This window comes from Pseudarthrobacter sp. MOO14, assembly GCF_058267675.1.
Window position 1 is genome coordinate 445,143 of sequence record NZ_CM177849.1, and the last position, 26,088, is coordinate 471,230.

Annotated in this window: 25 protein-coding genes; 9 read left to right on the forward strand and 16 right to left on the reverse strand. The window is 64.2% G+C overall.

The features are described 5' to 3' along the window. Positions 1 to 8 precede the first annotated feature (8 nt). The 3 genes from AC4EEV_RS02035 to AC4EEV_RS02045 all read left to right on the forward strand — a co-directional run bounded on the left by AC4EEV_RS02035 (position 9) and on the right by AC4EEV_RS02045 (position 3,329). The gene (locus tag AC4EEV_RS02035) at positions 9 to 1,298 is read left to right on the forward strand and encodes a glucarate dehydratase family protein (protein ID WP_109044493.1); all 1,290 of its coding nucleotides are present in this window, start codon (positions 9 to 11) and stop codon (positions 1,296 to 1,298) included. After that, positions 1,292 to 2,476 (forward strand): hypothetical protein, encoded by a 1,185-nt coding sequence (locus AC4EEV_RS02040; RefSeq protein WP_491330037.1) that lies wholly within the window; start codon positions 1,292 to 1,294, stop codon positions 2,474 to 2,476. The genes AC4EEV_RS02035 and AC4EEV_RS02040 overlap by 7 nt, the downstream gene beginning before the upstream one ends. Positions 2,477 to 2,771: 295 nt before the next feature. After that, complete coding sequence (locus AC4EEV_RS02045) at positions 2,772 to 3,329, forward strand: hypothetical protein (RefSeq protein WP_491330038.1); 558 nt, start codon at positions 2,772 to 2,774, stop codon at positions 3,327 to 3,329. A gap of 22 nt (positions 3,330 to 3,351) precedes the next feature. Here AC4EEV_RS02045 and AC4EEV_RS02050 read toward each other — a convergent pair whose 3' ends face one another. The 4 genes from AC4EEV_RS02050 to AC4EEV_RS02065 form a co-directional block, all read right to left on the reverse strand. After that, positions 3,352 to 3,783, reverse strand: a complete 432-nt coding sequence (locus AC4EEV_RS02050; RefSeq protein ID WP_491330039.1) for a hypothetical protein — start codon at positions 3,781 to 3,783, stop codon at positions 3,352 to 3,354. A gap of 196 nt (positions 3,784 to 3,979) precedes the next feature. Then, positions 3,980 to 4,402, reverse strand: coding sequence for a hypothetical protein (locus AC4EEV_RS02055; RefSeq protein ID WP_491330040.1), 423 nt, complete (start codon positions 4,400 to 4,402; stop codon positions 3,980 to 3,982). A gap of 28 nt (positions 4,403 to 4,430) precedes the next feature. Next, the gene (locus AC4EEV_RS02060; RefSeq protein ID WP_491330041.1) at positions 4,431 to 5,723 is read right to left on the reverse strand and encodes an ABC transporter permease; all 1,293 of its coding nucleotides are present in this window, start codon (positions 5,721 to 5,723) and stop codon (positions 4,431 to 4,433) included. Beyond that, positions 5,671 to 6,603: an ABC transporter ATP-binding protein gene (locus tag AC4EEV_RS02065; RefSeq protein WP_491330042.1), complete on the reverse strand. Its 933-nt coding sequence runs from the start codon at positions 6,601 to 6,603 to the stop codon at positions 5,671 to 5,673. Before AC4EEV_RS02065 ends, AC4EEV_RS02060 begins: the two co-directional genes overlap by 53 nt. Before the next feature lie 1,023 nt (positions 6,604 to 7,626). Between AC4EEV_RS02065 and AC4EEV_RS02070 the strand changes: the two genes are divergently transcribed. Further along, positions 7,627 to 8,115, forward strand: coding sequence for a hypothetical protein (locus AC4EEV_RS02070; protein WP_491330043.1), 489 nt, complete (start codon positions 7,627 to 7,629; stop codon positions 8,113 to 8,115). Beyond that, on the forward strand, positions 8,115 to 8,276 hold the full coding sequence (locus tag AC4EEV_RS02075; protein WP_018761527.1) for a hypothetical protein: 162 nt from the start codon (positions 8,115 to 8,117) through the stop codon (positions 8,274 to 8,276). Before AC4EEV_RS02070 ends, AC4EEV_RS02075 begins: the two co-directional genes overlap by 1 nt. 84 nt (positions 8,277 to 8,360) lie before the next feature. Here AC4EEV_RS02075 and AC4EEV_RS02080 read toward each other — a convergent pair whose 3' ends face one another. Beyond that, complete coding sequence (locus tag AC4EEV_RS02080) at positions 8,361 to 8,696, reverse strand: hypothetical protein (protein WP_491330044.1); 336 nt, start codon at positions 8,694 to 8,696, stop codon at positions 8,361 to 8,363. A 411-nt stretch (positions 8,697 to 9,107) separates the two neighbouring features. Here AC4EEV_RS02080 and AC4EEV_RS02085 point away from each other — a divergent pair, with 411 nt between their 5' ends. Beyond that, a complete protein-coding gene (locus AC4EEV_RS02085) occupies positions 9,108 to 9,581 on the forward strand; it encodes a DUF3995 domain-containing protein (protein ID WP_018761529.1) in 474 nt (157 codons plus the stop codon). A 185-nt stretch (positions 9,582 to 9,766) separates the two neighbouring features. Here the strand turns inward: AC4EEV_RS02085 and AC4EEV_RS02090 are convergent, their stop codons facing one another. The 10 genes from AC4EEV_RS02090 to AC4EEV_RS02135 all read right to left on the reverse strand — a co-directional run bounded on the left by AC4EEV_RS02090 (position 9,767) and on the right by AC4EEV_RS02135 (position 21,370). After that, positions 9,767 to 10,570, reverse strand: a complete 804-nt coding sequence (locus tag AC4EEV_RS02090; RefSeq protein ID WP_018761530.1) for a hypothetical protein — start codon at positions 10,568 to 10,570, stop codon at positions 9,767 to 9,769. A gap of 952 nt (positions 10,571 to 11,522) precedes the next feature. After that, positions 11,523 to 12,497, reverse strand: coding sequence for a class 1b ribonucleoside-diphosphate reductase subunit beta (nrdF, locus tag AC4EEV_RS02095; RefSeq protein ID WP_018761532.1), 975 nt, complete (start codon positions 12,495 to 12,497; stop codon positions 11,523 to 11,525). Next, positions 12,494 to 13,285: an NUMOD3 domain-containing DNA-binding protein gene (locus AC4EEV_RS02100; protein ID WP_109044487.1), complete on the reverse strand. Its 792-nt coding sequence runs from the start codon at positions 13,283 to 13,285 to the stop codon at positions 12,494 to 12,496. Before AC4EEV_RS02100 ends, nrdF begins: the two co-directional genes overlap by 4 nt. A 32-nt stretch (positions 13,286 to 13,317) precedes the next feature. Continuing rightward, positions 13,318 to 15,438: a class 1b ribonucleoside-diphosphate reductase subunit alpha gene (nrdE, locus tag AC4EEV_RS02105; protein ID WP_109044486.1), complete on the reverse strand. Its 2,121-nt coding sequence runs from the start codon at positions 15,436 to 15,438 to the stop codon at positions 13,318 to 13,320. A gap of 20 nt (positions 15,439 to 15,458) precedes the next feature. Next, positions 15,459 to 15,929: a class Ib ribonucleoside-diphosphate reductase assembly flavoprotein NrdI gene (gene nrdI / locus AC4EEV_RS02110; RefSeq protein ID WP_026264518.1), complete on the reverse strand. Its 471-nt coding sequence runs from the start codon at positions 15,927 to 15,929 to the stop codon at positions 15,459 to 15,461. Positions 15,930 to 16,013: 84 nt separating this feature from the next. Next, complete coding sequence (gene nrdH, locus AC4EEV_RS02115; RefSeq protein WP_013601222.1) at positions 16,014 to 16,259, reverse strand: glutaredoxin-like protein NrdH; 246 nt, start codon at positions 16,257 to 16,259, stop codon at positions 16,014 to 16,016. 377 nt (positions 16,260 to 16,636) lie between these two features. Then, positions 16,637 to 17,875, reverse strand: a complete 1,239-nt coding sequence (locus AC4EEV_RS02120; RefSeq protein WP_491330045.1) for a class I SAM-dependent methyltransferase — start codon at positions 17,873 to 17,875, stop codon at positions 16,637 to 16,639. After that, entirely contained in the window at positions 17,875 to 19,248 is a 1,374-nt protein-coding gene (locus AC4EEV_RS02125) for a class I SAM-dependent methyltransferase (RefSeq protein ID WP_491330046.1), read from the reverse strand. The genes AC4EEV_RS02120 and AC4EEV_RS02125 overlap by 1 nt, the downstream gene beginning before the upstream one ends. Beyond that, the gene (locus AC4EEV_RS02130) at positions 19,245 to 19,976 is read right to left on the reverse strand and encodes a DUF1365 domain-containing protein (protein ID WP_491330047.1); all 732 of its coding nucleotides are present in this window, start codon (positions 19,974 to 19,976) and stop codon (positions 19,245 to 19,247) included. Before AC4EEV_RS02130 ends, AC4EEV_RS02125 begins: the two co-directional genes overlap by 4 nt. After that, positions 19,973 to 21,370: an NAD(P)/FAD-dependent oxidoreductase gene (locus AC4EEV_RS02135; protein WP_491330048.1), complete on the reverse strand. Its 1,398-nt coding sequence runs from the start codon at positions 21,368 to 21,370 to the stop codon at positions 19,973 to 19,975. Before AC4EEV_RS02135 ends, AC4EEV_RS02130 begins: the two co-directional genes overlap by 4 nt. 96 nt (positions 21,371 to 21,466) lie before the next feature. Here AC4EEV_RS02135 and AC4EEV_RS02140 point away from each other — a divergent pair, with 96 nt between their 5' ends. From AC4EEV_RS02140 to AC4EEV_RS02150, 3 genes are read left to right on the forward strand one after another with little or no spacing between them, the layout of a single operon-like run. Then, positions 21,467 to 22,384: a LysR family transcriptional regulator gene (locus AC4EEV_RS02140; RefSeq protein WP_026264521.1), complete on the forward strand. Its 918-nt coding sequence runs from the start codon at positions 21,467 to 21,469 to the stop codon at positions 22,382 to 22,384. Between the two features lie 45 nt (positions 22,385 to 22,429). Beyond that, complete coding sequence (locus AC4EEV_RS02145) at positions 22,430 to 22,936, forward strand: DUF2004 domain-containing protein (RefSeq protein WP_018761541.1); 507 nt, start codon at positions 22,430 to 22,432, stop codon at positions 22,934 to 22,936. 48 nt (positions 22,937 to 22,984) lie between these two features. Further along, positions 22,985 to 23,701: a hypothetical protein gene (locus AC4EEV_RS02150; protein WP_491330049.1), complete on the forward strand. Its 717-nt coding sequence runs from the start codon at positions 22,985 to 22,987 to the stop codon at positions 23,699 to 23,701. A gap of 28 nt (positions 23,702 to 23,729) precedes the next feature. On the opposite strand, the gene metE is transcribed toward AC4EEV_RS02150, so the two are convergent. Further along, entirely contained in the window at positions 23,730 to 26,072 is a 2,343-nt protein-coding gene (gene metE, locus AC4EEV_RS02155; protein ID WP_491330050.1) for a 5-methyltetrahydropteroyltriglutamate--homocysteine S-methyltransferase, read from the reverse strand. Between the last annotated feature and the right edge of the window lie 16 nt (positions 26,073 to 26,088).

The window sequence follows — 26,088 nt, forward strand, 5'->3', positions numbered from 1 at the left end:
GAAACCTTATGAAAACCAGCACCACCATCCACGCAGCGTCCACACCCGTAGCGGCGGACCTCATCATCACAGATATCACCATCACGCCCATTGCGTTCTCAGACCCTCCGCTGCTGAACGCCGTCGGAGTGCACGAACCCTTGGTCCACCGGGTGGTCATTGAGGTCCGGACAGCCAACGGCCTGCTGGGGCTGGGCGAATGCGCCGGCGGCCGCAGCCGGCTGGACAACCTTGCTGTAGGGGCCAACGCCATCAAAGGCGTGAATGTCTTCGAGACCACCCGGATGGAACAGCTGATCAACCAGGCCCTCGACCCCGCCCTGTCCGCGTTCGAACGGGCAGCCGTCTTCTCCGCCTTCGAGGTTGCCGCGCTGGACATCCAGGGACACGCCACGGGCCGGACTGTCAGTGAACTGCTGGGCGGCACCGTCCGCAACGAAGTTCCCTTCAGCGCCTACCTCTTCTACAAGTGGAAGGAGCATCCGGCCATGGACGGCAAACCTGCCATCGGCGACGAGTGGGGTGAGGCGCTGGACCCCGCGGGCATCGTCAGGCAGGCACAAAAGATGATTGCCGATTACGGGTTCAAGTCCATCAAACTCAAGGGCGGAGTCTTCCCGCCGGCGGAGGAAATCGAAGCCATCAGGGCCCTTCGCGAGGCGTTTCCGGACATGCCGCTGCGGCTCGACCCCAACACAGCATGGACAGTGGAGACGTCCCAGTGGGTTGCCCGGGAAACCGAGGGTTTGCTGGAGTACCTGGAGGACCCGACGCCGGGCCTTGAGGGAATGGGGCAGGTGGCCGCCGTAGCCACCATGCCCCTGGCCACCAACATGTGCGTCGTTGCGTTCGAGCACATCAAGCGGAGCGTCGAACTGGACTCAGTCCAGGTCATCCTCGGCGACCACCACTACTGGGGCGGCCTGCGCCACACCCGGGAGCTCGGAGCCATCTGTGAGACGTTCGGAATAGGATTGTCCATGCACTCCAACTCCCACCTGGGCATCAGCCTCGCCGCCATGGTGCACGTGGCCGCGGCCACCCCGGCCCTGACCTACGCCTGTGACACCCACTATCCCTGGAACGGGCACAACGATGTGGTCAAGCCCGGCGCCCTGCGCTTCGAGGACGGCAGCGTCCGGGTTCCCACAGGCACGGGATTGGGCGTGGAACTGGACCGGGACAAACTGGCCGAACTGCACCAGCAGTACCTGGACGCCCGGATGACGGCCCGCGATGACACCGGATACATGCAGCGCTTCGTTCCCGACTTCACGGCGGACCTCCCCCGGTGGTAGGCACGCAGGCGCCGCGGGCCACCGGCTACCTCTATCCCTGGGACGTGCTGGGTGACCCCGGAGCCGTTCACTGGATCAAGGCCAGCGGCGTGGATCGCGTGGCGCTTGCGGCGGCTTACCATTCGGTGCGGGCCGGCACGCCAAGGCACCCCGGCCGCCGCGTGGTGGACGCCCAATCCGCGGCACTCTATGTTCCCGCCGCGGATGTGTTCGCAGCCAACCCCATCGTCCCGGGCAGTGCGAGCGAATGGACGGGCACGGACAACGCGTTCGGTGAGGCCGCTTCGGTACTCCGTGCCGCCAACATCCCGGTGGACGCATGGACGGTCCTGACCCACTCAAGCGCAGCCGGGGGCAACAACCCCGGCATGTGCGTGCGCAACGCCTTCGGCGAGGTCTACAGCTATGCCCTGTGCCCCTCGCACCCGGAGGTCCGCGGTTACGCCGCCGGCATCGTGGCCCAGGTCCTGGCCCACGGGCAGCCCGACGGCCTCATCCTGGAAGCTGTGGGGCCGCTGGGATTCAGCCACCAGAACAGGCACGAAAAGACGGAGGGCGCGGAGTACTCACCATGGGTGCAGGCTCTGCTGTCGCTGTGTTTCTGCGAGGCATGCAAGGCTTCCCATGAGGCTCGCGGCCTGCCGGCTGACGTGGAGCAGGACCGGGTGCGGGCAGCAGTCATGGAATCAGAGGATCCCGGGCTCACCGCAGCCACAGCGGCCGGGGCGCAGGACTTCCTTCCGCTGCTGGAGGTCAGGTGGGACGCCGCCGCAGCGCTTCTTGATCAGTGCCTGACGGCCGTTGCAGCCTCCGGCTCCAATCCCCAAATCTCCTTGCACGCGTCCCCGGATCCCTGGAACACGGGACCGTTCCTGCCGGTGGAGGCGCTGCGCAGGAGCCGGCTGTGGAGGCAGCGTGGTGACGTGACCGCCGTCGTGCCTTGCTGGGGCAACCCGGACGACGGTGCGCTGACGGTCCAAGCCATGTCAGCCAACGGTGTGCGCACCGGCGCGTACGTCCTGGCGCTGCCGCCAAAGGCGCCCGACGGCGGCGGGCTGGCCGGCGAGTGGGGCGCACTTCATGCGGCCGGCGCCGACGAACTGCACGTGTATCATCTGGGACTTGCCTCGACCAGGCGGCTTTCGGCAATTTCTGCGGCACTCGCCGGGCTGCGCTGAGGGCTTGGTCCGGGGCCGGCACCGGCGCGCTGCCGCCCTGATCGCCGGCGCCCCGGGTCCGAATCTTGAGCCAAATTTGCGGGGATCGTGGGCGGCCGTTGGGGTTCCAGTCCTACCGTTGAAAACAAGATCCTGCCGGCGAGGGCAGGATCTTGGCACCAGGACAGGACCGGCGGCCGGAGCATCCACGAGACCATGGGTGCCGCCCCCCCCAAACGCCGCCGGTCCAGCCCCACCTTGTCCGCCGGTGTTGGTTGCGTTCACCGGTGGCCGCGCCCACCATGGAAGCGTGCGAATGACAGGCTTCCGGCGCCGGCTGGCTATGAGCCTCTGCTTTCTGGTGCCGGCGGCCGGAACGGCCGGGTGTTCCTACGACTACCCGGATCCGGCGCACGGCCCCGGCACCGAAACTGACGGCACGGCCACAGCCGTGACGGCGCAATCCGTCGCAAGCCCCGACCCCCAGGTCCTTGAGCGCGAGGTGGGGAACTATCGGGATTTGGACGGACTCCTCAAGGCTGTCCCGGGGGACGCCCTGCTCTTTCAAGAAGGGCCCTTGGACGGGCCCGCCAGCGGTTTTGGCACCACTGAACAGGTCATCACGGCTGGAGAATACACCGTCACGGCTGCCTGCATCGGCGCCCCAAACGCTACGATCTACATCCGCCAGGAGAATCCCAAAGTCACACTCTGGCCTGTCGAAATCACCGTTGATTGCCCGGGATCCACGTCACAGGTCATCACACTGCAACAGGGCTATGTTTCGGCGCACCTTTCCCTGCCTGCACACGGTGACACACCCTGGACGGGGGCGGTGGCTGGAGTGCGGGTAACCGGCTGGCGTGTGTCATAGAGGCAGCTCCTGGCCCCCGGTTTCACCTGGCCGGTTCTTCGACGTCGATTTTCACCGTCTTCTCCCCGCACACCAGCCGCAGCACCGCCTCACCCGCGTCGAGCCTGCACTCCCGGTCCCTTACCCGCGGCCACCCGGACAACTCCGGGGCGCTGCGGGCCCATTTGTAGTAGAAGCTGCCGTTCTCCGTATAAATGTCCACCACGTCTCCGTCGAATCCGTCCTGGGTAACGAGCACCGACGGTCCGTCCACGGCTTCCAGCCTGACCGTATCCCCGATCCCCGTGGCCCCAAGGAGGGCGAAAACGGCACCCACCCCAAAACAGGTCGCAGCCGCTGCGGCCCCTCCTACGGTGGCCCATCCGGCGAGCCGTCGCACCGCTCTCCCGCGAATACGGCCGATCAGCACCGGAAGAAGGAGCAGCAGGCCTGCGGCGCCGATGGGAACCGCCACGACGAGAAGCCAAGCGGCCAGGGAGTTCAAGGGGGCGCCGACAAACAACAGTTGGTGCTCGCGCCTGGCGGCCCAAAATGCATCGTCAAGTATGCAGAAACCCGTTACCGACAGGGCTGCACCGATGAGAAGGATGACACCCCAGCTTGAGCGGCTCCTCAATGCCTCACTTCCCGGGCGGCGGGCCGGCCCGCGGTCATCTGACGGCCACATCCCGCCAGACGGCCAGTCGACCCAGGGCAGCGGCGAGCCCAACGGTTGCCCACAGGCCGAGGGCACCGACGGACCAACCGAAGCCGAGCACGGATCCCAGCGCCCAGAAGCCCAGTGTCGGCACAATGAAGAACGCGGCAACATGGATCCACTGGTTTCGGATGGGTCGGAGCAGGCGGCCAAGGATCCATGCCAGCGGGACTCCCGTCACCAGCGCGATGCCATACCCGTACATCAGGACCATCATGGCAAGGTCGAGCAGGAACCCCTGCGAGGTGGCGGCCAGCACGATATACAGGCCGATGAGCCACAATGTCGTGGTGATGGCCCAGCCCTTGAAGAGCGCCCGGCCTGTCAGGATCACGCCGCTCCTGATCAGGACGTCGCCGGCGGCACCGGGTGTCATGGCACCTTTCCCCGAGCCAGGACCAGGGTCATGTGGCGGCCAGCTCGTTGCGGCGGAACGTTCCGGCAATGGAGAGTTTGCGGCCGTATTCAATGGATCCGTACCTGAACAGATGGACGGCCAGTCGAAGGATCAGGGTCCCGACGACGAAGAGTTCGACGACGACGATGGTCGCTTCAACAGGGTTGAGGGTTCCGAACCCGTTGCGAAGCAAGGCGGTGACGGGAGCGGTCAGCGGGAAGTAGGTGAAGATCTGGACGATCAGGGCACCCGGATTGGAGATGATCAGGCTGAATGTGTAGAAGGGGATGAACATCATCGCCACGAGGGGACCGAAGACGGTTCCGGCTTCCTTGGCGGTTGGCATGATCGCCCCGATGGCTACGAGGACGCCGGTGAAGACCGTGAACCCGCCCAGCGTGAGCAGCGCACCGGTGATCATGGGGCCGGGTTCGAAGACCAAGGAGGACAAGTCAACCTCCGGCAAGGCCAGGCGGTCCCGGAAGAACAGGTAAGCCAGTCCCACTGGCGCCAGGAACACCAGGATCTGGACCAGCCCGACGGCGAACAGCGAGATGATCTTGCCGGTAATGAGTGTGGTTGGGTTCAGCGTGGTCAGGATCATCTCGGTGACACGGTTTTCTTTCTCCTCCAGGGTGGAGTTCAGCATCTGGTTCGAAAGAAGGATCATCGAAATGTAGAAGACGACCAGGAACAACAAAGGCGGGATGATTCCGCCGACGCCTGGCGCGACGCTGCCGTCCTTGAACGTTTGCGAGTCAAACTTAACGGCTCCAGTCAGGGCAGCGGTCAGCTCGGGTGAGCCCACCTGGTTCTGGGCTGAGACCGCCAGAAGCTCTTTGGCCACTGCTTGGTATTTATCATTCTCGAACATGCCTTTGTCAGCCCCGTAAACCTTCACCGATTCCTTCGCAGGGTCGGCCGGGTAGGCGAAGTAAGCCTCCGAGGTGCCCTCTTTTACAGCTGCGATGGCAGCCGCCGGGTCGCCGGCTACCGTCCCGCCGGCCAGTTTCGCAGCAGCTGGCACGATGATTCCGGACGCGTCGGTGTAGGTGAACGCGAACCTTGCGCTCTTCTGTGCGGCCGCGGTGTCCTTGGTGCTGGCGTTGGACGCGTACACCAGCGCGAAGATGAGCACGAGGATGACCGGGAGCGCCAGGGTGGCGATCACGAATCCGCGCTTCTTGATGGTCCGGAAGAACTCGAAGGAGATGACGGTGCCGAGGTTGTGCTGTCCCATTGCCATCTCAGCCTTCCGCCAGTTCATGCTGTTCGCCGTAAACCTGGATGAAGATTTCATCCAGGGAAATCCTTGCCGGGGTAAAGGACCGGATCCCGGCGCCGGCGTCCACGAGCGCGCGGAGAACGGATTCCTCCGTTGCCCCGGGCCGCGGCGAGAGTTCAGCCCGGCCGTTCTCCTGCGATACGACGTCGAACAGGGCCGACGCAGGCAGCGAACCGTCGTGGGTGACCCGGTAGACGGTGCCGCCGAATTCTTCCTGTACCTCTTCCACTGTTCCGTAGGCGCGGGAGACGCCGTCCTTGAGCAGGATGACGCGGTCGCAGAGCCGCTCGACTTCCTCCATTTGGTGGGTGACCATGATGACGGTCGCCCCGGCCCGCTTGTGCTCTTCGATGATGTCCATCAGCAGCCGCCGGTTGACCGGATCGAAGCCCTTGGTGGGCTCGTCCAGGATCAGCAGTCCCGGGTTGTTCATGATGGTAACCCCGAGCTGGACTTTCTGCTGCTGGCCGCTGGAGAGTTTGTCGAGCCGGGTCTTGGCTTTGCCCGCCAGTCCGACCCGTTCCAGGTAGGCCTCGGACCAGGACCGGGCCGAGGCCTTTGACAATCCTTTGAGCCGGCCGAAGTACACCATCACGTCCAGGACGTGTTCCTTTTTGTACAGGCCGCGCTCCTCGGGCAGGTATCCGAGGCTGGCCCCGTCCCTGGGCTCGAAGACCTTCCCGCCGATGTGCAACGTCCCTGCCGTGGGCCGGTAAATACCCAGGAGCGCCCGCAGGGTGGTGGTCTTCCCGGAACCGTTGCTGCCAAGGAACCCGAAGGTCTCTCCGGCGTGGACATCAAAGGACAGGTCCCGGATGACCGTGGTGTCCCCGAAGTCCATCCTGAAGTCTTGAATGTGTACCAGCGGCTCCTGCGCCGTTTCCCCCATTGTCATGATCCCAGCGTATCGTTTGGCGAACCCGGCCTCCTCCCCCGCGTTTCACGTCAAGGGCCAAGCTCTTTTGTCGATGTCGCCATTCAGAGACAATGGGTATTGCGCGAACAAAGCTAAGCATGCTTATGATAGATGCAGCCGACGGGAGACGGCTGTGAGGGGATAAAGGGGGTGCGCTCGGTGAACGGGCGCACCCCTTATCCGCATCCTTCCGGCGGCGGACTCCTCGCCACGCCCGCTTCCCGGCCTGCAGCCGACGATAGCGCAGGGCTGCGCGGAGCCGCTCCACCAAATCGTCAAGCGATTCGCGCCATTCCGGTTCGTCGGCATCGTCCCATAATTCGGCGCGCTCGGAGTCCTGCCCCGCTCGCGCTGAACGGCCTCCAGGGCCATCTCTACATCATCGGCCGTGATCTCTGCGCCGTGGGCCGTGGGCCGTGGGCCGTGACCAAGTCAGCTACGTTCTCGGGCAGTCTTTGCCAACGCTACAAGTTTGCCATGTCTTGACCAGCTAACTATCAGCATGCTTATGATAGGGGTAACGGATGGGGATCCGGGTTGTGGAGGATCGAAAGGGTGCGCTCAGCGAACGGGGCGCACCCTTTTCGTGTTCTCACGGTCCGGAGTTGCGCGAAGACATCACGCGCCCCGGACCTGGAGTCGCGAACATCTGATATGGCTGCAGCACGGACGTAGCGGTCCCTTCGTACCGAAGCGCCGCCAGCCGACAGTCAAGACGCGAGGTCCTCGCGGTGGATCCGGCAAGACCGGCCGGTAGACTGGGCCGCGTAAGGACGGATTGGGGGATCCACGGCGGGCTCGCACTGCTGTTCCGCTGGTCAGTCGACGCCAGCACCCCAAGGAACCGCCTTGACCTTCTTCCAGGACCTGCCCGTACCCGAATTACCACCCCGGGGCCGTACCATCCGTTACGTACCGCCCGTATGGGCGGGCGCCCCGCGGCATGAGCTGCCCGCGGTGGTGGGGGTTGGCCGTTTCCTTCATATGTCGCCAACGTTCGTCATGGCTGTTGAAGCCGTCAAGGTGTATTCCACGGGTTGCCTTTTTGATCTGTCGTGGAAGTTGCGTCGGCATGACGAGAACGACGAAGAATGGGCTGAGCTCAACGCTTCCTTCTTCAGCCAGCCGCACGCCCGGTGGGCCAAGGCCAACATGCCTCTCGCGGCCCTTCTCTGCGGAGTGGAGTTTGCTGACGGCTCCAAAGCCTCCACCGGGGCGATGCTGAACAGACCCCACCCTGCACCCGACGCACCCCAGCCGGAGCCGCCGGTGGTTCTCTTTCAAGGCCAAGGCGGCAGCGGCGGGGACGACGAGATGGCGGCCAGCGGAACCCTCTGGCTGTGGCCCTTGCCGCCGGCGGGAGCCATGCGCCTGGTCACCCAATGGACCGACATGGGCATGCCCGAAACCTCCATTGACCTTGACGGAACCCAACTCCGCGATGCCGCGGCCGGCGCCCGGCAGTACTGGCCGGAAGGTGACGGAGAGTAATGGCACTCGACAGCTTGGTCCTGTCCGTCGTCTTCGTGGCAGTGTTCTTCTACATCCTCTACGGCATCATCCGCGCTGCCGTCCGTGACGGCATCCTCCAAGCCGACGAACGGCGACAGAAAGCCCGTCAAACGGTGGGCGGCGGCGGACATGAAATGTAGGCGCCACAGGCTAATAGAGGAACACCAGCCCACCCTGCATGCGCTTGTCCTAGTCTTCGTCGCAGGTTGGCGGTCCCGATCGAGTCACCACGGCAGATTCAGCAGGAGGACCACGCCGATGGCAACCCCCAGCACAGCAATCCCTGCGCCCACTATCCGGTAGACACCGCTGTCGGGAGCCGACCCCTTTGCATACAGCGAGGCATTGTTCTGAGCGACCTGCCCCAGCCATTGCGCCGATCCGCGGACGTCGGCAAGAAGGCAGGTTCCCAACAGTACAGTGGCGCCCGCCGCCACACCCCCCGCATAAACAAAGTAGGGCCGCCCCATTTGGCCAAGCAGGACCATGGCCGCGACGGAGAGAAAGAGTAACCCGCCAGATAACATCAACGGCCACGGCATCCCAAGTTTAGGTTTCATCAGATCCCCCAAGTTCGCAAAGCGAGTCGTCGTCCTGCCATGAGCATAGAGGCTGAAATGCTACCCATCCGTCCCGGACGGATGAGGGGATCCAGGGCGGCTCACGCCGTCGTTCCGCTGGTTGGTCGCCGCCCGTGGACCAAGGACGACCGTGGCTTTTTCCAGGACCTGCACGTCCCGGAGCCACCCCGCCGCGCCCGCAGGACGAGAGCGACGAAGAATGGTCCGGGCTTGGCGCCCCATTTTTCCCCCAGCGGCACGCATGGGCATGCCAGAATCGTCCACCACGTTGGTCGGTGCCCAGCTTCGAGACTCCGCTGTCGGCGCGCCGCAGTTCGTCTCGGCGCCCTCCAAGCCGACGCCGATCTTCAGCAATTAGCTACAGTGATCCAGGTGACGCTTGAGAGAAACATGTCCTTCAGCCGATCGTTGGCTTGGTTGGCATGCATAGCCGGTATCGTCCATGCCGGATTCAGCTTGTACTGGGCTCTGGGTGGGCGATGGCTTGTAGCCACGGTGGGCCAATGGGCGGTCCAGCTGTCCGTGGAGGCCCCGCTTGAGGCAGGGCTAGTGCTTGGCCTCGTTGGGATAGGAAAGTTGCTGGCAGCGACGATCCCCGTCGTCGTCGCCTATGACCGTATGCCCTGGCGAAGATTCTGGCGTGCGGTGAGCTGGGCCGGAGGCCTGCTCCTGGTCAGCTACGGGGGCGTGAACACCGTCGTCAGCAGTGCCGTCCTAGGAGGGTTGATCCATCCTTCAGGTGGCTATGACCTCAACGCGATGATTGGACACGCATGGTTGTGGGATCCCCTGTTCTTGCTTTGGGGTACAGCCCTGGTTATCTCGCTCTGGACCTCGCGAAGGAGCTCACCAGTGATTGCGTAAGTCCAATCAAGGTGGGCCGGAAGCTGGTGTGCCGGCTGCAGCACACGCCTCCCTCCGGGCTCCCCCCATGTCCAATTCCGACCCACTCGAAACGCGATAGGCAGACCATTATCCGGACGAAGAGCTCCGCCCATCAGCTGGCCCCCGACCACACGGGCGGACGGCACCACTTCCGCCGGAAGCGACTACGGGTTCGGAACAAGCTTGAAGGCATAACGGGTTTTGGTCCCGCTGCTCGGGACCATGCTGAATTCTGCTCCCCGAGTCCGGAGCTCAACAGGGGCCTTGAAGACGTTTCCGTTGCAAGGGATGCTCATCGGGCTCAAAACTTCCGCCCCTGTCCAACTGGCCACTGAAAACTCAACGTCGGCCGCTCCGTCGCAAAGGAACTGCACTTCGTAGCTGCCCGGTTCTGCCGATAATCCTTGGCTCGTGGGCGAGCTTGAGCTGGCGGCACCCGCCAACTGTCCAGGCAGTTTGGGTTGAAGCTGCCGAGCCACCCATTCCGACATGTCCTCAAACTCTGACGCGCGCGGATCAGTGTTGAGTTCAAGCATGACACCGGCGGCGGCAGGCTTGTCCACGGGCGAGACGGTACTGATGGTGATCGGGCCGCCGGCGTGCCGGACAAATCGCTCCAAGACAGAGTCACACGTGTAGGGCACCCCTATCGTTGGCTTCTCGCCTTGGACAATGGAGACTGTGACACCGTGAACACCAGCACATGCACTCTTGATCACGTAGTCCCCTGGCGCGAGGTCAACCGATAGTTTCCCTAATGGTTCCCCAACCGTCGGCATCCCTGGTTCATCCGAAGAAACCATGAGTGCGCGCGCAACTTCATCAACGTTTTCCTCAAAGGACAGCATTCGCGTGCCGCCGGCCTGGGCCTGGGAACTGACCGGCGCGCTCTCCGGGCCGGTGTACTCACATCCGGCCAGCGCGACGATGAGGACTGCGGATACCAAACAACCTGTTGCCATGCGCATATGCGTTGCTTCCCCCAAGCTCGCTTATGAATCGAGTCTAGCCCCGGCAGCGCCGTCCCCCACGTACATGCAGGCCCGTCGCTGGACTGGGCCGGGCAAGGAGGGATTGGGGGATCGCTCGCTGCGACCGACCAGCGGAGCCGCCGGTGCGAGCCGCCCTGGATTCCCTGGATCGACCGTTATGTTTGAACCTGGCGATTCCGCTCCCGACTGCCAGCTCGTCCCCTGGTCTGGCAACGTCCCCATACGGTGAATGCACCTGCCCTAGCCCGGACCACCTCCGGGCCGGTCTTTCGGAAACCTCTCCGGGTGCTTGGGGTCCCGGCCCCGTTCCCGCCAGTATTCGTCACGCTGCCACAGTGAGAACCGGATAACGGCCGTTCCGTAGACGACGACAAACACGATCTCGACGGGCATAACTGCAAATCGCCAAGCATCAGGACGGTTCGGAATTAGATTCCAGACCCCGAAGGCGATCATGAAGGGCAGCGACCAGTACGCGACTCGGTTGATCCTGCGCCGGGCTTCCTCCTTAGAGGCAACCGGCTTACTACTCTGAGGCCCGGTCGGTGCTGCTGACATGCCTGCACTGAACCACCCGACTGGCCCCCGTGCAAGGTGCTTGAGCTGATCTTGCTTCGGAGACTACGAGAATGCAGGCTCAACGGATTCATGATCTTTCGCAGCGCGGCGGGGCTGGCGGCCATCCCCGGATCTGATTGCCATTTGCACCGGTTGCGGAAACATTTCAGTGTGAACTGCCGGTGGACGTACACCGGGCGCGGCGCCGATTACAAGCCAAGGTCAAAGTGGCCAAGCGACTGAAGCTGGCCAAGATAGTTGGCGCCGCGCCCCTGTTTGTCACAGCGCCAACCATCTTGTCAGTGGTGCCAACTAAGTCGTCAACTCATAACCAGCCGCAAACCGCCAACCAGCTTCTCTCACACCCGATTTAGAAGTCCCAGTCCTCATCTTCAGTATTGACAGCCTTGCCGATCACGTAGGACGAACCGGATCCGGAGAAGAAGTCGTGGTTCTCGTCCGCGTTCGGGGACAGCGCCGACAGGATGGCCGGGTTTACGTCGGTGACGGAGGCCGGGAACATGGCCTCGTAGCCGAGGTTCATCAGCGCCTTGTTGGCGTTGTAGTGCAGGAACTTCTTGACGTCCTCGGCTAGGCCCACGCCGTCGTAAAGGTCGTGGGTGTACTGCACCTCGTTCTCGTACAGCTCGAAGAGCAGCTCGAAGGTGTAGTCCTTGATCTCCTGGCGCTTCTCCTCGGAAACCTTCTCCAGGCCCTTCTGGAACTTGTAGCCGATGTAGTAGCCATGCACGGCTTCGTCGCGGATGATCAGGCGGATCAGGTCAGCCGTGTTGGTCAGCTTGGCCCGCGAAGACCAGTACATGGGCAGGTAGAAGCCCGAGTAGAACAGGAAGCTCTCCAGCAGCGTGGAGGCCACCTTCCGCTTCAGGGGATCGTCGCCCTGGTAGTAGTCCATGACGATCTGGGCCTTCTTCTGAAGGTTCTCGTTCTCGGTGGACCACCGGAAAGCCTCGTCAATCTCCTTGGTGGAGGCCAGGGTGGAGAAGATGGAGGAGTAGCTCTTGGCGTGCACGGACTCCATGAACGCGATGTTCGTGTACACGGCTTCCTCGTGCGGAGTCAGCGCGTCCGGGATCAGGGAGACAGCACCAACGGTGCCCTGGATGGTGTCCAGCAGGGTCAGGCCGGTGAACACGCGCATGGTGAGCTGCTGCTCGGCCGGCGTCAGCGTGTTCCAGGACTGGACGTCGTTGGACAGCGGCACCTTCTCCGGCAGCCAGAAGTTGTTCACCAGGCGGTTCCAGACGTCCACGTCCTTGTCGTCCTGGATGCGGTTCCAGTTGATGGCCTCGACGTGACTGAGAAGCTTCACTTTTTCGGTCATGACTCCGACTCGCTTTCTGAAGAGAGACTTGGTTTGGCTGAGTCCTCGACGCAATACTTGCAGTCGGCTTTCTCGATGCCTTTGTTGGTGTGATGTCTAGTGTGTGCGCTGCGCTGGCTGGAAGGCATTGGACGGCCCTTCCGAACCGCTGACATTTTCGCACGGGTTTCCTCGCTGGCCTTCTTCCCGAAGTTCGGATTCCCGGCGCCCTTCCTGGCTTCAGAAAGTGCCCTTCGGGCTTCTTCGCCGACAGTGCGTCCGAACCCTGGATGGTCCGGCCCGAACCTGCCGTAATTCGGGTTAGCGGTCCCGGAATTCGTACCTTTGCGGTCCTGTGACCACTTGCTGCGCTGCTCCACGCTGTGCTTTCCGCCGTAGAAGGGGTTCGCTGCACCCGGCCGGCTCGACCCCTTACGCCCGGTACCACGTACACTGGCTGCCGCCCGCATCTCGTCCGTCCAGATGACGCCCGTGGGACCAAGTCCGCCATCGGAAAGATTCAGCAGGCGATCACCCTCGCGGCGCAGGAAGCTGATCCACTCCATCTCGGCCCGGCCCAGATCCTGCAAGCCCTCGATCCAATCCAGTTCGTCCGCGATCAGGTCGGCGGGATCGTGCTTGCGGACCCAATCGTAGAACGGCGTTTTTCGGCCCTCCGCTGCTGCCCGGAGGTGTTGATGGAAACGACGACTGGCCGTCTTGGTGGTGATACCGACGTAGCGGTACTCGACCTCCCGCCGAAGCCGGATGCCGTAGACCAAGCCGCCCGCCGCCGTCGTCGTTTCCATCTCTCTCCTAAGCAGAACTCAACCGATTCTGGTTACAGCATGCAGGAAACGCAATTTTCCACCTCGGTCCCTTCCAGCGCGAGCTGGCGGAGACGGATGTAGTAGATCGTCTTGATGCCCTTCTTCCAGGCGTAGATCTGGGCCTTGTTGATGTCGCGCGTGGTGGCGGTGTCCTTGAAGAACAGCGTCAGGGACAGGCCCTGGTCCACGTGCTGGGTCGCGGCGGCGTAGGTGTCGATGACCTTTTCGTAGCCGATCTCGTACGCGTCCTGGTAGTACTCCAGGTTGTCGTTCGTCAGGTACGGCGCCGGGTAGTACACGCGGCCCAGCTTGCCTTCCTTGCGGATCTCGATCTTGGACGCCACCGGGTGGATGGAGGAGGTGGAGTTGTTGATGTAGGAGATCGAGCCGGTGGGCGGCACGGCCTGCAGGTTCTGGTTGTAGATGCCGTGCTCCATGACCGAAGCCTTCAGCTCGCGCCAGTCAGCCTGCGTGGGGATGTGCACGTTCTTGAAGAGCTCGCGGACCTTCTCGGTCTGCGGAACCCATTCCTGCTCCGTGTACTTATCGAAGAACTCCCCCGAGGCGTATTTGGACTTCTCGAAGCCGCCAAACGTCTGGCCGGTTTCGATGGCCAGCAGGTTGGAGGCGCGCACCGCGTGGTACACCACCGAGTAGAAGTAGATGTTGGTGAAGTCCAGGCCCTCTTCGGAGCCGTAGTGGACCCGCTCCCGCGCCAGGTAGCCGTGCAGGTTCATTTGGCCCAGGCCGATGGCGTGGCTCTGGTCGTTGCCCTTGGCGATGGACGGCACCGAGGTGATGTTGGACATGTCGGAGACGGCGGACAGCGAGCGGATCGCAGTCTCGATGGTGAGGCCGAAGTCCGGCGAGTCCATGGTCTTGGCGATGTTCAGCGAGCCCAGGTTGCAGGAGATGTCCTTGCCGGTGTCGGCGTAGGACAGGTCATCGTTGTACGTGGTGGGCTGGGAGACCTGGAGGATCTCCGAGCACAGGTTGGACATGATGATCTTGCCGTCGATCGGGTTGGCCCGGTTCACGGTGTCTTCGAACATGATGTACGGGTAGCCGGACTCGAACTGGATTTCGGCGAGGGTCTGGAAGAACTCGCGCGCCTTGATCTTGGTCTTCTTGATCCGGGAATCGTCCACCATCTCGTAGTACTTTTCGGTGACCGAGACGTCGGAGAACGGCATGCCGTAGACGCGTTCGACGTCGTACGGCGAGAACAGGTACATGTCCTCGTCCTTCTTGGCCAGCTCGAACGTGATGTCCGGGATGACGACGCCCAGGGAGAGGGTCTTGATTCGGATCTTCTCGTCCGCGTTCTCCCGCTTGGTGTCCAGGAAGCGGTAGATATCCGGGTGGTGGGCGTGCAGGTATACGGCACCGGCGCCCTGGCGGGCTCCGAGCTGGTTGGCGTAGGAGAAGCTGTCTTCGAGGAGCTTCATCACGGGGATGACGCCGGAGGACTGGTTCTCGATCTGCTTGATGGGCGCGCCCACCTCGCGGATGTTGGTCAGGGCGAAGGCCACGCCGCCGCCGCGCTTGGACAGCTGCAGCGCGGAGTTGATGGAGCGGCCGATCGACTCCATGTTGTCTTCGATGCGGAGCAGGAAGCAGGAGACCAGCTCGCCGCGCTGCTTCTTGCCGGCGTTCAGGAAGGTGGGGGTGGCCGGCTGGAAGCGGCCCTCGATGATCTCGTCCACCATCTGCAGGGCGAGCTGCTCGTTGCCGCGGGCCAGGTGCAAGGCAACCATGCACACACGGTCCTCGTAGCGCTCCAGGAAACGCTTGCCGTCAAAGGTCTTCAGCGTGTACGAGGTGTAGAACTTGAAGGCACCGAGGAAGGTTTCGAAGCGGAACTTCTTCTTGTAGGCACGGTTGAACAGTTCACGGATGAAGTTCATCGTGTACTGGTCCAGCGTTTCGCGCTCGTAGTACTGGTTCTTCACCAGGTAGTCGAGCTTCTCCTCCAGGTCATGGAAGAACACGGTGTTGTTGTTCACGTGCTGCAGGAAGTACTGGTGGGCGGCCTCGCGGTCCGCCTCAAACTGGATTTCGCCGCTGGGACCGTAGAGGTTCAGCATGGCGTTCAGCTCGTGGTAGCCCAGGCCCTTGTAGGCGGCCGGCATCTCGGGCTTCCCGGCCCTGGTTACTTCTGTGTCTGCGACAGTCGTGTCCAAAACGTGTCCAATCCTTGGTTGACCCGGGTGACGTCTTCCGGCGTTCCCATAAGTTCGAATCGATAAAGGTGGGGTACTTTGCACTTGGCGGCGATGATGTCACCGGCCATGCAGTAGTTGTCCCCGAAGTTCGTGTTGCCGGCACCAATCACGCCGCGGAGCAGTTGCCTGTTCTGCGGGTTGTTGAGGAACCGGATGACCTGCTTGGGAACGGACCCCTCTCCCCCGGTGCCACCGTAAGTAGGCACCACCAGCACGAACGGCCGGGTGGCGAGGAGGGGTGCGTCCTTCGCGTAGAGCGGGATCCGGGCCACCTCACGGCCTAGCTTCCTGACGAAGCGGCTGGTGTTCTCGGATGCGGAGGAAAAGTAGATGAGCTGGCTGCCGGTACTGACCGGCCCTGCATCAGCCTGTGCACCGGCCAATGCGGACGCCTCCATGCGCTGAGCCGCATGGTCACGCTGTGCTGTGGGTGCCACCATGGACGTCACCTCAGCTTGTTGCTGTCGGGAAAAGCGGAAACCTTAGGCTACGGAGGAAACGGCGGACAGTGCCAGTTCCTCGATCTTGTCCGGGCGGAAGCCTGACCAGTGGTCCTGGTCGGTGACCACAACGGGAGCCTGCATGTAGCCCAGTGCCTTCAGGCGCTCCAGCGCCTCGGCGTCCTGGGAGATGTCGACGCTCTGGTAGGTGATGCCCTTTTTGTCGAGCGCACGGTAGGTGGCGTTGCACTGAACACACGCAGGCTTCGTGTAAACCGTTACGGTCATTGTCGCTGTCCCCTTAGTTGAAATCTCTTGCTGGTGCGGTGTCCCCGTCCAAGCCGTATGTAGATACTACATGTAGTGCAGGCGCCTCTTTTGGACCCCAAGATGATGTATTACAAGTATGTCATTTAATGCACCGTTAATCCACAGGCAGGGCCCCATAAAATGGCCGGGATCCCGGGATTTTTGGAAGTTCCGTCCACACCCTGTGGACTACTTAGCCACAATTAACGGCCAGCGTGTCGCGAAATCGACGGCGTGTCGCGGCGTTGTCCACAGGGCTTCCGGGCACGGAAAAGGGGTCCCGAAGTGACCTTCGGAACCCCTTGAGGTGACCAATCGCACCCCCCGCCTGGTGCCGGTGGAAGCGGCGGGAGCCGCTACAGCGGGGCGGGCCTGCTGCAGAGGATCTGCTCTACGCCCATCCGGCCTTCGGCAAAGCTGCGGAGGGCCCCCACCAGGTACAGCCGCCAGACACGGACCACTTCCGGGCCCATCATTTCCCCGGCCCGGTCCAGGTTTTGCTCGAACGTCGCGTACCAGGCGTCAAGGGTGCGGACGTAGTGCCTGCGCATGCCCTCGACCCCCTCCACCTCAAACCCTGCGCCCTCGAGGAAGTTCAACGTCTCCCCCACCGGGCGCATGTGCATGTCCGGCGCGATGAATGATTCGATGAACGGACCGCCGCCGGGGTGGCGGCCGCGCCGGGACATCTGCTGTACCAGCACTTTCCCGCCCGGCGCCAGGTTCTCGAACAAGGCCTGGGCGTAAACGGGATAGTTCTTCTGCCCCACATGTTCGCCCATCTCCAAGGAGGCAACGGCGTCGAATGGCCCGTCCGGGATCTCGCGGTAATCCTGTACCCGGATCTCCACCTGGTCCGCCAGGCCGTACTCGTTGATCCGGGCGTCGATGAATGCTTTCTGTTCCACGGAGAGAGTGACACCAACTACCTTGGCTCCATACTGCCGCGCGGCATGCAGGCTGAGGGAACCCCATCCACAGCCAACGTCCAGCAGGCGCATACCCGGTTCCAGCCCGATCTTGCGGCACACCAGGTCCAGCTTGTCGCGCTGGGCATCCTCGACGCCGTAGCCGGGACCGGGAGCTTCCGTCCAGTAACCGCTGGAGTAGGCCATCTGCGGGTCCAGGATCAGGCCGTAGAAGTCGTTGCTGAGATCGTAGTGGTGGCTGATCGCGGCGCGGTCACGGATCAGGCTGTGCAGCCGTCCCCGGACCTTGGCCTGCGTTGCCGGGGGCGCCGGCGGTGTCCCCAGGGCCCCGGCCGAGCGGGCGATCCTGCCGATGCCGGCGATGACTCCGGGCGTAAGGCGGATGCCGGACAACCGGCGCTGCCGGACCACTTCCCACAGCTGCTGCAGCGCCGAATTGAGGTCACCGTCAATGTCCAGTTCACCCGTGACGTAAGCCTGTGCGGCGCCAAGTTCGCCGGGGTTCCACAGCAACCGGCGGATGGCGTCCGGGCTGTTGAGCCGGACCACCGGGGCGTCCACCGGCCCCGCTTCCGAACCGTCCCAGGCCTTCAGGCGGACAGGCAGGTCCCCGCCCACCACGGGCCGCAGCACCTCTGCGATCGTTTCGGCAAGTGCAGCGGTCATCAGCGGCCTCCGTTGACGGCAGCGTTCTTCCTCCGGTCCAGCACAATTTGCTGGACGTTCAGGTAGCCCGAGGCAAAACCGGCCCTTGAATAGCAAAGGTAGAAGAGCCACATCCGCTGGAAGACGGCGTCGAAGCCGAGTTCAGCAACCTCGTCCTTCCGCGCCATGAACCGTTCCTCCCAGAGGCGCAGCGTCTCGGCGTAGTGTTCGCCGAAGGCAAGGCGTTCACGCACCTGCAGTCCGGTCCGCTTCTCTGTGACTTCCTCGATGGCCCGCACCGACGGAATCACGCCGCCCGGGAAGATGTATTTGTGCACCCAGGTGTATCCGGTCCGGGTGGCCAGGAGCCGGTCATGCGCGATGGTGATGGCCTGGATGGCCACCTTTCCGCCGGGGGCAAGGACACGCTCGATGGTTTGGAAGTACGTGGCCCAATATTCGTAACCGACGGCCTCGATCATCTCGACCGAAACGACGGCGTCGTATTCGCCCTCCACGGCACGGTAATCCTTCAGCTCAATGGTCACCTGGTCCGCGTAGCCTGCCTCCGCCACCCGTTTCCGGGCCAGCGCCTGCTGCTCGCTGGACAACGTGACCGAGTAGACGGTGGCGCCGCGGGCGGCTGCACGCAGCGCCAGTTCGCCCCACCCGGTGCCGATCTCAAGCACCCGGGTTCCGGGTCCGACGCCGGCCTTGTCCAGCAGCCGGTCGATCTTCGCCTGCTGGGCGGCGGCGAAGCCCTCCCACGGCATGTCCTTCACGGCGCTTCCCGATGCCGGGAAGAGCGCGCTGGAGTAGGACATGGTCTCGTCGAGGAACGTGGCGAACAGTTCGTTGGAGAGGTCGTAGTGACGGGAGATATTGGAGCGGGTGTTCTTCAGGGAGTTGCGTTCCGTCCGCGGCTGGCGCGGCAGGAAAATGGACCGCAGTTTCTGCAGCGGAGCCGGTATCAGGGTGCCCGCCCGATCCGCGAAGACCTCCAGCACTGCTGTCAGGTTGTCTGCATCCCAGTCGCCGGCCATGTAGGACTCGCCCAGGCCGATCAAGCCCCCGTCGCCCAGCCGCAGGGCAAACTGCGCGGGCCGGTGGATGGTCATGACGGGTGCGCCCGAGCCGGCCGGGGCAGAACCCAGCACCTGGCCATCGGGATAGCGCACCTCGAGCGGAAGGCGCCGCACCGCGGCCTTGAAGATCCCGTCCGCAATCCGCGCGGCACCGTTCGCCTTGAAACCCGAAGGCACGGCGGCGATTCCCGGCCAGATGCCCGCATCGATGGACGCGGGTGGCCGCGGCACGGTGTACGGTGCGGCGGAACCGTGATGGTCCGCCGGCCGCTCAGCCGAGGCGGTGCCGTTATCGTCCGTCATTGTCATTGAACTGCCTCCTGTGGGGGGTGATGTGGTCTGGCGACGACGGGCAGGCGTCTTGCCCAGAGCTTAACGCCCTGAATCCGGATAAGTGCGGATACCAGCATCGGCGCGGCAGGCACTGCAACGGCTGCCGCGAGGATGTTCCGGATGGTGGCCGGTTTACGCTTGCCGTCCATGGTTGCCACGAAGGGTCGGTGCCCTTCGCGTTCCAGGACGATTGACACCGCCAGCCGCTCTCCGGGGGCGGGAAGCTTCATCCGGTATTCGCCGTCAACGTCGTTAAAGGGTGAAACGTAGAAAGCCTTCGGCACTGACGCGCGTCCCGAGGGGTCTGTCCGGAGCAGGTAGCAGTGCCGTTCGCCGTAGGTGTTGTGGACCTCGGCCACCACGCACCGCAGCTCTCCGTTGGTGCCGTAGCACCAGAAAAGCGTCAGCGGGTTGAAGACGTAGCCAAAAACCCTGGCACTGGTCAGCATGTGGATGGGGCCGCCGTCGGGCTCGATTCCCTGCGTCCGCAGGTAACGCTCCACGTTGGCCCTGAAGCTGGCCCCGGGATCGCCCAGATGGTCTCCCGCGCGGAATTCCGCCAGTGGCCGGAGCAGGCGGGGCAGGCGTGGCATGTCATCCACGTCCACGAACCAGCTGTAGCTGCGGTAGGTGAACGCGTTCTTCAGCGGGGTCTGCCGCACATGCGCGATGGCGGTGCGGTAGATGGCGGCACCCATGGTCACGCCGGTTCCGCGGCAAGCAGTTCCCGCTCCCCCTCGCCGGAGGAGTTTCCGCCGTCATCGGCCCTGGCCACCGGCCAGGTGCGGCCGAGCTGCTCCGCGGCACGGACCCCGGAGAGGGCGCCGTCTTCGTGGAAGCCCCAGCCAAGATAGGCCCCGGCATAGGCGATCCGGTCGTTGCTGAGAGCCTTGATGGCCTGCTGGGCCTGCAGGGACTCGGGGGTGTACTGCGGGTGCTCGTAGACCATCCTGTCCAGGACGGCGACGTCGGCAATCAGTTCGGACTCGCCAAGACTGACCAGGTACGGCCTGCCGTCGGCCGGTTCAAGCCGCTGCAGGCGCGTCAGGTCGTAGCTGACCAGGACTTTGTCCGGTCGGGCGTCGCAGCCGGGAAGCCGGTAGTTCCATGAAGCCCTGGCATTCTCCGCCGCGGGCAGGACTGCGGGGTCCCGGTGGAAGACGGTGTGGTTGACCGAGTACGGCATGCCGCCGAGCGCTTCCTTCTCCGCAGGCGTGGCGTCGGCCAGGAACCCCAGTGCCTGCGCCGGGTGGGTGGCGATGACGACGGCGTCGAAGGCTTCCAGCCCAGCGGCAGTTGCCAGTTCCACACCGTCAGGGGTCCGCCGAAGGGCAGTGACCGGGGTTTCCAACCGGACATCGGGAAGGGTCGCAGCCAGCTTTTCGACGTAGCGGGCGGAGCCGCCGGTGACGGTGCGCCACTGCGGTGAGCCTTTGATGCCCAGCATCCCGTGGTGGCCGAGGAACGTGAAGAGGTACCGCGCAGGGTAGGACAATGCGGTGGTGGGGTCGCAGGACCAGACGGCGCTCACTACCGGGGTCATGAAGTGCGAGATGAAGTAGGGGCTGAATTTTTCCCGCTCCAGGAAGGCGCCGAGCGTCAGGTCGGGAACGTCCACCTCGCCGCTGACGGCCGACGGCGGCGCGGTCCTGAGCAGTTCGCGCGCCTTCCGGTAGAAGCGGGTGACCTCCAGGAGCATCAGCAGGTAGCGGCCGCGCAGCAGGCTCGACGGTTTGGCGATGATGCCGCGTGCGCCGTCCCGGGCGCCGGCATATTCGAGTCCGCAGCCGTCACAGCGGATGGACATGCTCATCTCCGAGTCCTGGGTTTCCACGCCCAGTTCGGCGAACAAGCGCAGCAGCGTGGGATAGGTCCGTTCATTGTGAACAATGAAACCAGTATCGACGCCGATGGCGCTGCCGTCCGGCTGGCGCATGTCGTGGGTGTGGGCATGGCCGCCCAGGCGTGAATCTGCCTCGAACAAGGTGACGTTGTCCTGCCGGTTCAGCACGTAGGCGGCCGTAAGTCCGGCCACGCCGCTGCCGATGACGGCGATGCGCCGTCGCCCGCCTGCATCTACTGCTGGATTAGGTGACAATTCGTGCTCCTCTGTTGGACATCTGCCGCCGGACCGGGTGTACAGAGGGCAATTCGGTACCGTGGCGGCGGCGGATGGGTGCAGTACTGTGGGCTGGTGGTAAACCCCGTGCACTTGAAGACCTTATTGGAGGTCACGCGGCTTGGCTCATTCGCCGCGGCCGCCGCGACACTTGGTTATACTGCCTCCGCTGTTTCGCAGCAGATGTCCGCCCTGGAGCGGGACACCGGCGTCACGCTCTTCCAGCGCTCGGCGCGGGCCGTGGTCCCTACGGAAGCCGCCGTCGTCATGACCCGCCACGCCGCGAAAGTGCTCACGGACATCGAAGCCCTGATGGCGGCCGCGTCCAGGGCACAGGACACGGGAAGCCAGGAGCTCCGGCTGGGAATCTTCCCCAGCCTCGCCACCTATGTCCTGCCCCGGATCCTGAAAAATCCGGCCTGGAAGAAGCTGGGCATTGACCTGCGGGTGTCCGTGGCTGAACCGGGCCAAACCATCCAGGGGCTGCGGACGGGCGGCGACCTCGACCTGGCGGTGGTGTTCCAGGTGGGCCAGACCGGCTTCGCGTGGCCCAACACGATCAACCGGCAATGGATTGGCGACGACGACTTCCGGGTGGTGCTGCCTGCCGGCTGGGGATTCCGCGCCGACGCGAAGGTGGCAGCGGACCATCTCTCCGACATGCCATGGATCATGCACCACCCCGGCACCAGTGATGCCATGGTGATTGAGCGGCTCTTCGCCGGCTGCAACCTGCACCCGCGCGTGGTGGCGCACAGCGACGACTTCCACGCAAGCCTGGAAATGGCAGCTGCCGGGCTGGGCGCCGCCCTTGTCCCGGAGCTCGCGCTGCGGAACAAACCAGCTGGGGTGGTGGTGCTGGACGTCCCCGAGATCCGGCTGGCACGCAACGTGTTCGCGCTTCTGATCAATGACCGGAAAACGGCACGGGTGCAGCTGTTCGTCGACCTGCTGGCTGAAACCCTTGCCGGCATGCGCACCGCAGTGAATTAGCCCCGAACGCTGGAATGGGCCGGACTTCGGGTCTATGTTGAGAATATGAACAAGGTAGCGAGCCAGCACTTTGGAGAGATCGACCTGAACCACGGCATGGATCATCTCTTCGCCGCCCGGCACGAGCTGCGCGGCCACCCGCTGGAACTCGACCTGAACATCAATGCCCACGACCACTTCGATGAAGCCGCGCTCCGGAAAGTCGAATACCGGCTGCGTTTCCTGCCCGAACTGGTGGACGAGGTCCGCGAGATGATCGCCGAGGAACTTGAGCAGGAGGGCACCAGCCCGCAGGAATACCTGCATTTCCACTGCAACGCGCTCAAGGAAGAACATCTGCACAAGGTGTTCGGTGTCCAGGACCGCAGCCAGCTCACCAATGAGGTGTTCCTCAAAGCACTGAAGCTCGGCCATGTGGGCATCTACCCCGGCCAGCCCGAACGCTACTTTGTCCTGGACTTCACCCTCGGCGAGCACTTCACCGATGAGGTCCTGGTGGCCTGCGCTGACCAGGACGGCGTGGTCGACGACGAGATCGTCTGGGAGTCGTGAGGTTGCCGGCGCTGTTGTGACACCCCGGCACTAAGGAGTGCAGGCGCCATGGATGTGTTTAATGACAGTCGCGGAACCCGGCGGCTGGCGTCCTCGCTGCTGCTGGCCGGCGTCGTGGTGTCGATCCTCGCCGGCGTCCTGCACGCCGAATCCCACGACGCGAATGATCACGTGGCATCCTTCACCGCCTACGCCAACAGTGGAATCTGGACCGCCGTGCATCTGGGCCAGTTCGTGGGCATGGCGTTGGTGGGCGCGGGCCTGGTTTGCCTGGGCACCGTGCTCGGTGGCCAGCGCCGGTCGCTCGCGTGGACCGCACGCTTTGGTGCCCTTTTCGCTGCTGCGGCCATTGCGCTGTACGCGGCCCTGCAGGCGGTGGACGGGGTGGCCCTGAAACAGGCCGTGGACGCCTGGGCTGCCTCGCCCGAACCGGCGAAGGCCTCGCGGTTCGCCACGGCTGAGGGCATCCGCTGGCTGGAATGGGGCATGCGCAGCTATCAAAGTATCCTGCTGGGCACGGCGTTGGTGTTGTTGGGTTTCGTGGTGGCCGCTTCGCACCGAATGTCCCGGACAGCCGGTTATGCGATGGCGCTGGCCGGGCTGGCCTATATGGCGCAAGGGTGGATTATCGGGGAATCCGGGTTCTCCGCCGACAATGCGGTCCCGACGCTGGTGGGCATTGCGGCCATCGTGGTGTCGGCGGTGTGGCTGACGGTCGGCGCATGGCGGATGAAGAAACCGGCGACGGCCGGCCACGTGATGTGACCGGCCGCCTGCCCGCTTCTCAAACTTCCTACTTGGCCGCTTCCAGCAGGCCGGCGCGGACCGTCTGGGTTGCCTTGGCCAGGTTGCGCAGGGATTCTTCTGTCTCGGCGTAGCCGCGGGTCTTCAGGCCGCAGTCCGGGTTGACCCAAAGCTGGCGGGACGGGACGTGCTTGACGGCGGTGGACAGCAGCTCGGTGACTTCGGCTTCGCCCGGAACGCGCGGCGAGTGGATGTCGTAGACGCCGGGGCCAACGCCGCGGCCGAAACCGTGGGACTCGAGGTCGTGGACAACCTCCATGCGGGAGCGGGCTGCTTCGATGGAGGTCACGTCGGCGTCCAGGCCGTCGATCGCGTCGATAATCACGCCGAACTCCGAGTAGCAGAGGTGGGTGTGGATCTGGGTGGCGTCTGCGGCACCGGCGGTGGCCAGGCGGAAGGAGTCAACGGACCACTTCAGGTAACCGGCCTGGTCCGCCTTGCGCAGCGGGAGCAGCTCGCGCAGGGCGGGCTCATCCACCTGGATGACCTTGATGCCGGCGGCTTCGAGGTCGGCGATCTCATCGCGCAGCGCCAGGCCAACCTGGTTGGCGGTCTCGCCCAGCGGCTGGTCGTCGCGGACGAAGGACCAGGCCAGGATGGTGACGGGCCCGGTCAGCATTCCCTTCATGGGCTTGGCGGTGAGGGACTGGGCGTATTCCGCCCATTTAACCGTGATGGGGGCGGTGCGGGTCACATCGCCCCACAGGATGGACGGGCGGGTGCAGCGGGAGCCGTAGGACTGGACCCAGCCGTGGACCGTGACGTCGAAGCCTTCGAGGTTCTCGGCGAAGTACTGGACCATGTCATTGCGCTCGGGCTCGCCGTGCACCAGGACGTCGTAGCCCAGCTCTTCCTGCAGGTCCACGACGCGCTTGATCTCGTCCTTCATGAGCCGCTCGTACTGGTCGTCGCTCAGCTCGCCCTTGGTGTTGCGGGCACGGGCGGAACGGATCTCCGAGGTCTGCGGGAAGGAGCCGATGGTGGTGGTGGGCAGGGGCGGCAGCTGCAGCGCCGCTTCCTGGGCGGCTTCGCGGACGGCGTATTCGGAACGGCTGAAGTCGGCAGCCGTCAATGCTTCGGTGCGGGCCCGCACATCCTGGCGGCGGACACCGTGGGCGGTGGCACGCGAAGCGATCACGGCGGTGGCGTCATCGATGGCTGCCTGTGCGGCCGCGGGGTCGGCCAGCCAGGACGCCAGGATCTTGACTTCGGCGGCTTTCTGGTCGGAGAACGCCAGCCAGCTGCGGAGCTGCGCGGACAGCTGGGTTTCTTCCTCGACGTCGTGGGGAACGTGCTGGGTGGAGGTGGAGGTGGAGACGGCGACCTTGGCGGCGGCGCCCTTCAGCTCGTCCAGCTTCGCCGCCGACGCTGCGAGGTCGTTGCGCCAGATGTTGTGCCCGTCAACGACGCCGGCAACCAGGGTCTTGTTGCCCAGTCCTGCCAGCACCGCGGCGGACGGAACGGCGCCCTTGAAAACGTCGATGTGCAGGGCGTCGATGTTGGTGGCAGCAAGGGTGCCAAGCTGTCCGTCGAGGGAACCGTACGGGGTGGAGACCAGGATCTGCGGGCGGTTGGCCGCAGCGGTCAGTACCTCGTAGGCCCGGGCAACCGCGGCTTCGATCTGGGCCGCAGGGAGGTCCTGGTCGACCACCAGGGCGGGCTCGTCGAGCTGGACCCAGCTGGCGCCGGCGGCAGCGAGCTGTTCGAGGAGCTGGACGTAGATGGGGAGGATGTCCGCCAGCCGCGACAGCGGCGCAAAGCCGGCCGGTGCGTCGTCTGACGCCTTGGACAGCAGCAGGTAGGTGACCGGACCCACGATGTAGGGGCGGGTCTCGATGCCGTTCTCCAGCGCGAACGCGAACTCGTCCACCTTGGCGGTGGAGGCAAGGGTGAATTCGGTCTCCGGGCCGATCTCCGGGACCAGGTAGTGGTAGTTGGTGTCGAACCACTTGGTCATTTCCAGCGGCTGCTGGTCCTTGTTGCCGCGGGCCAGGGTGAAGTACGCGTCGATGTCCAGGCGGCCCTCGGCGTCGAGGAGCTTGCCGAAGCGGGCCGGGACGGCGCCCAGGTGGGCGGTGGTGTCCAGGACCTGGTCGTAATAGGAGAACGTCCCCGGCACGGCGGCGGCTTCGGTCAGGCCAAGGTCCTGCAGGCGCCGGGCGATGGTCAGTTGGATGTCCTTGGCGGCGGCGTCGAGGGCGGCGGCGTCAATTTTGCCTGCCCAGTAAGCTTCAACGGCCTTCTTGAGTTCGCGGCGGCGGCCGATGCGCGGGTAGCCGAGCAGCGATGCCGACGGGAACGGGGTGTTTTTGGGCGCGGTCAGTTCAGGCATGGAGTTCTCCTAGGAA

What these genes read in the sequence shown, in the direction of transcription:
- AC4EEV_RS02035 (WP_109044493.1), top strand. Translation starts at nt 9, where the DNA reads ATGAAAACCAGCACCACCATCCACGCAGCGTCCACACCCGTAGCGGCG.
- AC4EEV_RS02045 (WP_491330038.1), top strand. Translation starts at nt 2,772, where the DNA reads ATGACAGGCTTCCGGCGCCGGCTGGCTATGAGCCTCTGCTTTCTGGTG.
- AC4EEV_RS02055 (WP_491330040.1), bottom strand. Translation starts at nt 4,402, where the DNA reads ATGACACCCGGTGCCGCCGGCGACGTCCTGATCAGGAGCGGCGTGATC.
- AC4EEV_RS02060 (WP_491330041.1), bottom strand. Translation starts at nt 5,723, where the DNA reads ATGAAATCTTCATCCAGGTTTACGGCGAACAGCATGAACTGGCGGAAG.
- AC4EEV_RS02065 (WP_491330042.1), bottom strand. Translation starts at nt 6,603, where the DNA reads ATGACAATGGGGGAAACGGCGCAGGAGCCGCTGGTACACATTCAAGAC.
- AC4EEV_RS02070 (WP_491330043.1), top strand. Translation starts at nt 7,627, where the DNA reads ATGGCTGTTGAAGCCGTCAAGGTGTATTCCACGGGTTGCCTTTTTGAT.
- AC4EEV_RS02075 (WP_018761527.1), top strand. Translation starts at nt 8,115, where the DNA reads ATGGCACTCGACAGCTTGGTCCTGTCCGTCGTCTTCGTGGCAGTGTTC.
- AC4EEV_RS02080 (WP_491330044.1), bottom strand. Translation starts at nt 8,696, where the DNA reads ATGAAACCTAAACTTGGGATGCCGTGGCCGTTGATGTTATCTGGCGGG.
- AC4EEV_RS02085 (WP_018761529.1), top strand. Translation starts at nt 9,108, where the DNA reads ATGTCCTTCAGCCGATCGTTGGCTTGGTTGGCATGCATAGCCGGTATC.
- AC4EEV_RS02090 (WP_018761530.1), bottom strand. Translation starts at nt 10,570, where the DNA reads ATGCGCATGGCAACAGGTTGTTTGGTATCCGCAGTCCTCATCGTCGCG.
- nrdF (WP_018761532.1), bottom strand. Translation starts at nt 12,497, where the DNA reads ATGACCGAAAAAGTGAAGCTTCTCAGTCACGTCGAGGCCATCAACTGG.
- AC4EEV_RS02100 (WP_109044487.1), bottom strand. Translation starts at nt 13,285, where the DNA reads ATGGAAACGACGACGGCGGCGGGCGGCTTGGTCTACGGCATCCGGCTT.
- nrdE (WP_109044486.1), bottom strand. Translation starts at nt 15,438, where the DNA reads ATGCCGGCCGCCTACAAGGGCCTGGGCTACCACGAGCTGAACGCCATG.
- nrdI (WP_026264518.1), bottom strand. Translation starts at nt 15,929, where the DNA reads ATGGAGGCGTCCGCATTGGCCGGTGCACAGGCTGATGCAGGGCCGGTC.
- nrdH (WP_013601222.1), bottom strand. Translation starts at nt 16,259, where the DNA reads ATGACCGTAACGGTTTACACGAAGCCTGCGTGTGTTCAGTGCAACGCC.
- AC4EEV_RS02120 (WP_491330045.1), bottom strand. Translation starts at nt 17,875, where the DNA reads ATGACCGCTGCACTTGCCGAAACGATCGCAGAGGTGCTGCGGCCCGTG.
- AC4EEV_RS02125 (WP_491330046.1), bottom strand. Translation starts at nt 19,248, where the DNA reads ATGACAATGACGGACGATAACGGCACCGCCTCGGCTGAGCGGCCGGCG.
- AC4EEV_RS02145 (WP_018761541.1), top strand. Translation starts at nt 22,430, where the DNA reads ATGAACAAGGTAGCGAGCCAGCACTTTGGAGAGATCGACCTGAACCAC.
- AC4EEV_RS02150 (WP_491330049.1), top strand. Translation starts at nt 22,985, where the DNA reads ATGGATGTGTTTAATGACAGTCGCGGAACCCGGCGGCTGGCGTCCTCG.
- metE (WP_491330050.1), bottom strand. Translation starts at nt 26,072, where the DNA reads ATGCCTGAACTGACCGCGCCCAAAAACACCCCGTTCCCGTCGGCATCG.